The sequence below is a fragment of the Chitinophaga sp. genome, assembly GCF_035564935.1.
Taxonomy (GTDB): domain Bacteria; phylum Bacteroidota; class Bacteroidia; order Chitinophagales; family Chitinophagaceae; genus Chitinophaga.
The window spans coordinates 1-9293 of the sequence record NZ_DATMTE010000231.1 but is presented as its reverse complement, the minus strand read 5'-3'; the positions used below and the strand labels follow the sequence as shown (position 1 = coordinate 9293).

Annotated in this window: 7 protein-coding genes; 6 read left to right on the top strand and 1 reads right to left on the bottom strand. The window is 47.3% G+C overall.

Features of this window, described 5'->3' with window-relative positions; translation table 11 throughout:
- Positions 1-17 precede the first annotated feature (17 nt).
- The 6 genes from ppk1 (at position 18) to VN105_RS06180 (ending at position 7962) form a co-directional block, all read left to right on the top strand.
- Entirely contained in the window at positions 18-2165 is a 2148-nt protein-coding gene (ppk1, locus tag VN105_RS06205) for a polyphosphate kinase 1 (protein ID WP_325638978.1), read from the top strand.
- A 44-nt stretch (positions 2166-2209) separates the two neighbouring features.
- Positions 2210-3097 carry an exopolyphosphatase gene (locus VN105_RS06200; RefSeq protein ID WP_325638976.1) on the top strand — a complete coding sequence of 296 codons (888 nt, stop codon included), beginning with the start codon at positions 2210-2212 and terminating at the stop codon, positions 3095-3097.
- A 95-nt stretch (positions 3098-3192) separates the two neighbouring features.
- Positions 3193-4008, top strand: coding sequence for a 3-methyl-2-oxobutanoate hydroxymethyltransferase (panB, locus tag VN105_RS06195; protein ID WP_325638974.1), 816 nt, complete (start codon positions 3193-3195; stop codon positions 4006-4008).
- Positions 4009-4431: 423 nt separating this feature from the next.
- Complete coding sequence (locus VN105_RS06190; RefSeq protein ID WP_325638972.1) at positions 4432-5502, top strand: saccharopine dehydrogenase family protein; 1071 nt, start codon at positions 4432-4434, stop codon at positions 5500-5502.
- 18 nt (positions 5503-5520) lie between these two features.
- Positions 5521-6411, top strand: coding sequence for a DUF1338 domain-containing protein (locus tag VN105_RS06185; protein WP_325638970.1), 891 nt, complete (start codon positions 5521-5523; stop codon positions 6409-6411).
- Between the two features lie 24 nt (positions 6412-6435).
- On the top strand, positions 6436-7962 hold the full coding sequence (locus VN105_RS06180; protein ID WP_325638969.1) for an aldehyde dehydrogenase family protein: 1527 nt from the start codon (positions 6436-6438) through the stop codon (positions 7960-7962).
- A 369-nt stretch (positions 7963-8331) separates the two neighbouring features.
- Here VN105_RS06180 and VN105_RS06175 read toward each other — a convergent pair whose 3' ends face one another.
- The gene (locus tag VN105_RS06175) at positions 8332-8865 is read right to left on the bottom strand and encodes a histidine phosphatase family protein (RefSeq protein WP_325638967.1); all 534 of its coding nucleotides are present in this window, start codon (positions 8863-8865) and stop codon (positions 8332-8334) included.
- Positions 8866-9293 lie beyond the last annotated feature (428 nt).

Genomic DNA, 9293 nt, shown 5'->3' with positions numbered 1-9293 from the left:
AATGTAAATAAGTTTGTATGCGTTTGCCGAATGGTGAAAACCTTGATAATATAACAATGCCCGAAGTAACAGTACCAAAGAAAACAACCACAAAGAAACCCCTTACAGATAAGAAAAAAATGATTGCCAGGGATATCAGCTGGCTCTCTTTCAATGCAAGGGTATTACAGGAAGCAGCAGATAAAACCGTTCCCCTGCATGAACGTATCCGCTTTTTAGGCATCTTTTCCAATAACCTCGACGAGTTTTTCAGGGTAAGGGTAGCCACGCTTAAACGCATGATGTCTTTCGGCAAAGCCGGTAAAATGCATCTCGAAGAAAATCCTGATAAAATACTGGATGAAATACAAATCCGCGTAATTGAACAGCAACGGGAGTTTGACCTGGTATGGAAAGATATCGCTGAAGAACTGGAAGCCCAGCACATCTTCATGCGAACCGAAAAACAACTCAACCGGGAGCAACAGAAATTTGTACTCAACTATTTTAACGAACAGGTACGCACTGCCATCATTCCCCTGATGATTGAAAGCATACAACAGTTCCCCATCCTGCGCGATAAATCCATCTACCTGGCCATTGTACTGGCAAGACAGGATAATTCCGTACGGCAAAAATTTGCACTCATAGAAATACCTACCACGGTACTCCCCCGTTTTATTATCCTGCCCTCCAAACCCGGGGAACATGATATCATACTGCTGGAAGACCTGGTACGATTCTGCCTTCCCAATATCTTTTCCTATTTCGGTTACGATAAATTTACCGCGCACATTATCAAAGTAACCCGCGATGCGGAACTGGATATTGATAACGATATCTCCGACAGCCTTATCCACCAGATTGAAAAAGGGCTGAAAGACCGGCGCAAAGGCAAGCCCGTACGGTTTGTGTACGACAAGGACATAGATCCCCTGCTGCTGGAATATCTTATGCGCAGACAGGGCCTCTCCGGGAAAGATAACCTCATCCCGGGCGCACGTATCCATAACTTCAAGGATTTTATGGATTTCCCGGAATCCATCTTCCCACCCCATTCACACCGTAAAACATTTACCCATCCGCTGTTCGTAAATGCGCCCAGCGTAATGCACGTAATACAACGGCAGGAGGTAATGCTGCACTTCCCCTATCACTCGTTCGATACTATCATTGACCTGCTGAGGGAAGCAGCCATAGATCCCAACGTATCGTCCATAAAGATAACTGCGTACAGGCTTGCCCGTAATTCCAAGATAGTAAACGCATTGGTGAACGCCGTTCGTAACGGAAAACAGGTAACCGTGGTGCTGGAACTGCGCGCCCGATTTGATGAAGCAGCCAATCTCGACTGGAAATCGCGGCTGGAAGAAGAAGGCGTTAAAGTACTGCTGGGCATCCCCAACATGAAGATACATGCCAAGCTATGCGTGATCAAAAAACGGATCGGCACCAAAACACTGCAATGCGGTTTTGTTAGCACCGGTAACCTCAATGAAAGAACGGCAAGGGTGTACGGCGATCACTGCCTGCTTACCACCAACCGGGCCATCATTGCGGATATGAACCGCATCTTTTCCTACCTGGAAGGTACACGTCATGATATCAAAATCCTGGAAGGCTGTAAAACGCTGCCGGTAAGTCCGTATAACATGCGCGATACCTTTCTGCGACTAATGGACCGGGAAATCAAGAACGCCAAACACAAGAAGAAAGCCGCCATCACTATTAAAATGAACTCACTTTCCGATGCCTCGCTCATCGCGAAACTGTATGAAGCCGCGAAAGCCGGCGTGGAAGTGAAAATGGTGATCCGTGGTATCTGTTGCGCCTATACGGAAAATAAAAAATGGAAGAAGAATATCACCGCAGTGAGCATCGTGGATGAATACCTCGAACACGCCCGCGTATTTATTTTTCATCACGGCGGACAGGAAAAAGTATACATCGCTTCATGCGACTGGATGATCCGTAATCTTGACCACCGCGTGGAAGCCGCCGCCCCTATAACGGACCCGGCTATACGACAGGAACTGATCGATATCATGAACATCCAGCTGAGCGGTAATGTAAAGGCCCGTGTGCTGGATAATGAGCAGAAAAATGAGTACCGTAAAGATGGAGATAAAAAGATCCGTACACAAATAGAGATCTATAAATACCTTCACGAAAAACAATACCATTAACTTTAAAAAGTTATACTTTTGCCCTTTGATCTAACGACTGACAGATGAAATTAGCTGCGATTGATATAGGCTCCAATGCTGCCAGACTGCTCATTTCTGAAGCATCGCCGAATAGTACGGGCGTAATGGACTTCACCAAGCTAAACCTGGTAAGAGTACCGCTGCGACTGGGTTTTGACGTATTTAACAACCAGGTTATTTCAGACAGAAAGGCCACTCACCTGATTGATACCATCCGGGCTTATAAGCTGTTGCTGGATGTATACGAGGTCAAATATCTCAAAGCATGCGCTACCTCTGCCATGCGCGATGCCAGCAATGGCACGGATATTCTCCGGGAAGTAAAAGCACAAACCGGGATCGACATCCGGATCATTACCGGCCAGGAAGAAGCTGCTTTCATTTACGAAAACCATGTGGCTGAAAACATGGATAAAACAAAGTCGTACCTCTATATCGACGTTGGCGGCGGCAGCACCGAGATCACCCTTTTCAGCGCCGGCAAACAGATCTTTAAGGAATCCTTCAACATAGGCACTATCCGCCTGCTGCAGCAACAGGTTACCGATGCACACTGGCAACAACTGAAAGATTTCCTGAAGCAACAGCTCAAAGGCATTGGCGCCGTAATTGCCATCGGTTCCGGCGGCAACATCAATAAAATATTCTCCCTCTCCAAAAGAAAAGAAGGTAAGCCCCTTTCACTGGATACACTGAAAGATTATTACAAGGAATTTAGTGCATTCACGGTGGAAGAACGCATTCACCTGTATAATTTGCGCGAAGACCGGGCCGATGTAATTGTTCCTGCCCTGCAGATCTACGTGAATATTATGCGCTGGGCAGATACGCCGGAAATTTATGTACCGAAAATAGGTCTTGCAGATGGTCTTATTCACGCCCTTTACGAGGAAATCGCAGTCAGTTCCTGATTCCCGGCCGTACATAAAAAACATTTCCTTTTATCTTTTTATATTACCACCTTTGCGGTTATTGCTAACAGCTAAATGCTAAATGCTCACTGCTTATGTCTGTGAATAAAGAAATAAAGCGTGTCACTACGCATATACTGCAGAAGATGAAAGTAGACGGGGAAAAGATCTCCATGCTTACTGCGTATGATTATTCCATGGCCCGCATTTTTGATGATGCCGGCATTGATATCCTGCTGGTAGGGGATTCTGCATCCAATGTGATGGCTGGTCATGAAACCACCCTGCCCATTACACTGGACCAGATGATCTATCATGCGGCTTCAGTAGTCAGGGCAATTAAGCGCTGCTTTGCAGTGGTAGACCTGCCCTTTGGTTCTTACCAGGGTAACTCCAAGGAAGCGCTGGGATCTGCCATCCGTATCATGAAGGAAACCGGCGCCCACGGCATTAAAATTGAAGGCGGCGAAGAAATCATTGAATCTGTAAAACGTATTATTTCCGCCGGTGTTCCGGTGATGGGGCACCTGGGACTCACCCCTCAATCTATCTATAAATTCGGCACCTACGCCGTACGCGCTACCGAAGAAGCCGAAGCCAATAAGCTGATCAACGATGCAAAACTGCTGCAGGAAGCAGGATGCTTTGCTATTGTGCTGGAAAAAATTCCGGCAGCCCTGGCCAAAGTAGTGGCCGAAACCGTAGAAATTCCCATCATCGGCATCGGTGCAGGCAGGTATGTGGACGGCCAGGTACTGGTGATGCATGATATGCTCGGCATTAATAAGGAGTTCAAACCACGTTTCCTTCGCCGTTACCTCGATCTCTACAGCGAGATCTTTGGCGCCACCCAGGCATACATCAATGATGTAAAGTCCAAAGATTTCCCGAATGAAAATGAACAGTATTGATTTAAAAAAATAAGCATGACGAATTTGTAAAGAGATGTTTATCTCTCTACAAATTCGTCATCTGCATTTAATATAAATTCCCTATATTCGCCTCGCACTTTATAAGTTGATGAACTACCTGTTAAACATACAGCTTTCTCTACTCTCCTATCTGCGGAGCACCTGCTCCCATGTGCCATAGGTAGCACTTCCCCTTTTTTATCTTTCCTGTAAAGCCACCGGGTGGCTTGTAACGCTATTGTATCTGCAATACTGGCATTCATCGTGTCTGATGATTTGCATTGGCTTTTTTCAGCCAATCTGCAAATGCATCCGGTGATGTATAACAGTAACGTATATACGTAGTAAAGGGAAGCGTCATTTGTTTTCATTTATCCGGGAGATAGAAAATATCTCCTGCTTCACTATAATTCCAAACAGATTATGAAACGTGTAATGATTATCGGCGCCGGTAAGATCGGCGAAACTGCAGCTTTCTTACTGCAACAGTCCGGCGACTATGAAGTAACGCTGGCCGACAGCAATAATGCCTTGCTGCAAAAATGTACCGATGCCGGCATCCGCAAAACAATACTGGATGTAAACAATGCCAACTCCCTTCAGCAGGCGTTGGAGGAACAGGATATGGTGCTCAGTGCCTGCCCTTTTTTCCTGAATGTAAAAATTGCCACAGCAGCTGCCAAAGCCAACACCCACTATTTTGATCTGACCGAAGATGTGGCTACCACTAATGCTATCCGTGAAATAGCTGCGGCAGCCAATGTAAGTTTCATGCCACAATGCGGGCTGGCGCCGGGTTTCATCAGCATTGCCGCTCACGATATTGCAAAACAATTTGATTCGCTGGATGCCGTTCGCCTCCGTGTGGGCGCCCTGCCCCAGTTTCCTACCAACAGCCTTATGTATAACCTTACCTGGAGCACTGATGGGCTGATCAATGAATACTGCAATCCCTGCGATGCCATTCATGAAGGCGAACGCAAAGAAGTAATGCCCATGGAAGGCTATGAGCGCTTTGCACTCGACGGCGTGGAATATGAGGCATTTAACACTTCCGGCGGACTGGGCGCACTGGCCGAAATACTGGACCGTAAAGTATATAACCTCGATTATAAAACAGTACGCTATCCCGGTCACTGCCAGCTGATGAAAATTCTTCTCAATGAGCTGAAACTCAATAAAAAGAGAGAAATGCTGAAGGAGATAATGGAAGATAGCATACCTTTCACCCCGCAAGACGTAGTACTGGTTTTTGTATCTGTTTCCGGGCTGGTGAACGGCCGTTCCGTACAACGGTCCTATTCCCGGAAGATCTATAACCAGGCAGTTGGAGGACGGGATTTTACTGCCATTCAACTCACCACCGCCGGCGCTGCCTGTGCAGTAATAGACCTGCACGCTAAAGGATTGCTGCCTGCCAATGGCTTTGTACGCCAGGAAGACGTAGTATTCAATGACCTGATCAACAACCGCTTTGCGGTATATTATAACTAGCCCTAAAAGCTGTATGTCATGTTAAAAGATGTTTTAAACGGGCTGATGGAGCGCTATCAGCAAAGGGTTCCGGATGTTGGAGCCGTGATTGCCGCCATGGTAAAGGAAGGCATTATTGCACAGGCTGATGACATTGAAAATGATCACATCGCCTTCCGTACAATGGGTGTACCGCAGCTCGGGGTACAATCGCTTGAGAAAATATTTCTCCATTACGGCTATACGAAAATGGATAAATATCACTTCCCTGCCAAAAAACTGGATGCTTGGTGGTATGCTCCACCCGAACCACAATATCCCCGCATCTTCATCAGCGAGCTGCGTGTGGCCGAACTGAGCGATGCCGCACAGGCCATCATTCACCGTTATACGGATGAAGTAACAAGCGACCCTGTGAATGCACTGGACCTGGACGACAGCAAGGCCGTGGATATCTTCCTCCACAGCGCCCTGTGGGAAACCCCTACCCTGGCGGATTACAAAGTACTGGCCGCAGAAAGTGAATATGCTGCGTGGGTGATCTACAACCGTTATTATCTCAATCATTTCACCGTGAGCGTGCATAACCTCCCGGCTGGATATAATACAGTGGCTGATTTCAACCGCTTCCTGGAACAACACGGATTTCATCTCAATGATGCCGGGGGCAAAATAAAAACCAGTCCGGATGGTAACCTGTTGCAAAGCGCTACCGTAGCGGGAATGATCACAGCTACCTTTGCCGGCGGGGAAGCATATCCCATTGCGGGGTCTTACGTGGAATTTGCCGAAAGAAAGGTGCTACCCGCATTTGCACATCTGCCGGCAGGCGAAATACGCCGGGAACACCGGCGGGAAGGGTTTGAAGCCGGCAACGCCGATAAGATCTTCGAAAGCACCTACGCCGCCCAAACAAAAAAAAGTTCCTAATTTTAGCTTCTTAATACACCAACAATGGAAGATATCTTAAAAGCATTTGGCATCACCGCAGCGCAAAGTGGTATCAGCACGGGAACCCACTGGTTGCCGGCTCACGGAGAAGAGATCACCTCGGTTTCGCCGGTAAATAATAAAAAGATTATTACCGTTAAAAGCGCTAACCGGGAAGATTATGACCAGGTGGTGGCCATCGCCCAGGAAGCCTTTAAAGAATGGCGTACCTGGCCAGCTCCCAAAAGAGGTGAAATAGTACGGCAGATCGGGGCGGCGCTCCGTGAACATAAAACACATCTCGGTAAACTCGTATCCTATGAAATGGGAAAAAGCCTGCAGGAAGGATACGGCGAAGTACAGGAAATGATTGATATCTGCGACTTTGCTGTGGGACTGTCGAGGCAGCTACATGGACTAACCATGCACTCAGAGCGCCCCGGACACCGGATGTATGAACAGTGGCATCCACTGGGGATCACCGGTATCATTTCCGCGTTTAATTTCCCCGTAGCGGTTTGGAGCTGGAACTCCATGCTGGCATGGGTTTGTGGAAATGTATGTATCTGGAAGCCTTCTGAAAAAACACCTGTTACCGCGCTGGCCTGCCAGCATATTGTGGCGAATGTGTTTGCCGCTAACAACGTACCGGAAGGCGTTTGCTGCCTGGTAACCGGCAACAGGGACGCAGGGGAATGGATGGCGCACGACAAGCGTATTCCGCTGGTTTCCGCCACCGGCTCCACCCGGATGGGTAAAGCGGTGGGCGCAGCAGTAGGCGGGCGTTTAGGACGCTCCCTGCTGGAGCTGGGCGGCAATAATGCCATTATCATTTCACAGGATGCCGATCTCGATATGTCGCTCATTGGCGCTGTATTTGGCGCGGTGGGTACGGCCGGGCAACGCTGCACTTCCACCCGCAGGCTGATCATACATGAAAGTGTATATGATGCTTTTACAGCACGACTGGTGAAAGCATACGCACAATTACGTATCGGCAACCCGCTGGATGAACATAACCATGTAGGGCCACTGATCGATAAAGCTGCTGTGGATGCTTATCTCAGCGCTATTGAACAGGTAAAGCAACAGGGCGGATCCTTCCTGGTGGAAGGTGGTGTGCTGTCCGGTACGGGTTATGAATCCGGATGCTATGTAAAGCCCTGCATTGCGGCGGTGGAAAATACCAGCAATATTGTACAGCATGAAACCTTCGCACCCATATTGTATGTCATGAAATACGCCACGCTGGCCGAAGCCATTGCCATGCAGAATGATGTACCGCAGGGACTCTCCTCCGCCATCATGACACTGAACCTCCGGGAAGCAGAACAGTTCCTTTCCAATGCAGGATCCGACTGTGGTATTGCCAACGTAAATATCGGTACTTCCGGCGCCGAAATAGGTGGTGCTTTTGGTGGTGAAAAGGAAACCGGCGGTGGCCGTGAAAGCGGCTCTGATGCGTGGAGAGCCTACATGCGCCGGCAAACCAATACCATCAACTATTCAAATAGTCTCCCGCTGGCACAGGGTATTAAATTTGATCTCTAGCACAAATTTATCAGCTATCTCTTTTTATACAAAGGGATAGCTGATAACAATATGAGTACTTAGGTCTGAAAATCTCTTTATTGGTTTGTTTTTGCAGATCATTCAGCTCCGAGGCGCTTGCCCCGGAGCTTTTAATTTTCGTGACAGGAGACGCTACCCGATCAGATTTTTAAAAGCGGTTGATAAAATAACTAGGTTGAATTGTTCCCGGTAACCTTTGTTACCATTCTCTACATACACCGATGGCGGCATGGTTTTTAAAAATAGTAGCGAGGTTAGAGAACCCCGCTTTTCGTTAAACGGAAACCATGCTTATGAGAAAAGTTAATAATGGCGGGAAGCCATTAGCAACTCTTCCGGATATAAATATTAGACTTTTTTTTGAATATTCATATTCAACTTTTGTGCTACTGCTGCATTGCCCTCACTGTGTTTCACCACTAAAACCTGTCCACAGCCTTTGTCATACAGTGTTTTCATAGTTTTTCCCTTCACACCTGCATGCTGCAACATTGCAGTAATATTTTCGGGAACACTGCAAATAACAATCGTTTTGCCTTTATTTTTCTTTATCATGTCTTTCAGGACAGCCGTGGTTTGATCCGGATCGCCGTTTAAACGGAAATAGTCCAGCTGCTGCTGGTGCGCTTTTGAAAGCGGGGTTACCGTTTGAACGGAACGGTTAAGGTAAGTGGTATAGATGGCAGAGATATCCATCCCTTCAAGCGAAGACACCAGTTGAGAGGCTTGCTCCTGCCCTGCGGCGCTAAGACCGGGATCTGGGGAAGGAGATGATTCCACTTCTGCAGCATTAACGAAAATGAGGGTGGTTTCTTCGGGTCCGGTAGCGGACACGGGATGGCCGGTGGCCAGCAAAGTGGCCATGAGAACAGCTTTTAACATGATGGGTAGATTTAAGTAAATGAATACGATACCTGTAAAAATCCCGAACGAAGATCTGGCAGATGAGGAGTATGAGGAATAAGAACAGCTTAAAACTAAGACAGCCTGCAACAATTGCAAAAGGGATTGTGACAGGTGGTTGCCGGCTATGGACAGCAAGCAAATCAGGATAAGATCGCCAATGGACCGGTTGGCCACCGGCAGATCGGGGACGAACAGATATCCCCTCCAATCTCCCAATCAACCAACAAATAGCGCGTTTATCATTAATATTTAATGTTATACCGCTTTTTCTATACCTTTAATCTTATCATCATGATATTTTTAGTCGTTTTTTATAGGGAAAATTATTGAACATGAAATTGTTAAGCCGAGAGGTTGCAGTCCTGGCAGGGTGTGTTGCATTGATGACTGCTTTTACAACAAAT

Bases quoted from the DNA above. Each gene is read 5' to 3' on its own strand.
- ppk1 (WP_325638978.1), top strand. From the start codon at position 18: ATGCGTTTGCCGAATGGTGAAAACCTTGATAATATAACAATGCCCGAA.
- VN105_RS06190 (WP_325638972.1), top strand. From the start codon at position 4,432: ATGAAACGTGTAATGATTATCGGCGCCGGTAAGATCGGCGAAACTGCA.
- panB (WP_325638974.1), top strand. From the start codon at position 3,193: ATGTCTGTGAATAAAGAAATAAAGCGTGTCACTACGCATATACTGCAG.
- VN105_RS06185 (WP_325638970.1), top strand. From the start codon at position 5,521: ATGTTAAAAGATGTTTTAAACGGGCTGATGGAGCGCTATCAGCAAAGG.
- VN105_RS06180 (WP_325638969.1), top strand. From the start codon at position 6,436: ATGGAAGATATCTTAAAAGCATTTGGCATCACCGCAGCGCAAAGTGGT.
- VN105_RS06175 (WP_325638967.1), bottom strand. From the start codon at position 8,865: ATGTTAAAAGCTGTTCTCATGGCCACTTTGCTGGCCACCGGCCATCCC.
- VN105_RS06200 (WP_325638976.1), top strand. From the start codon at position 2,210: ATGAAATTAGCTGCGATTGATATAGGCTCCAATGCTGCCAGACTGCTC.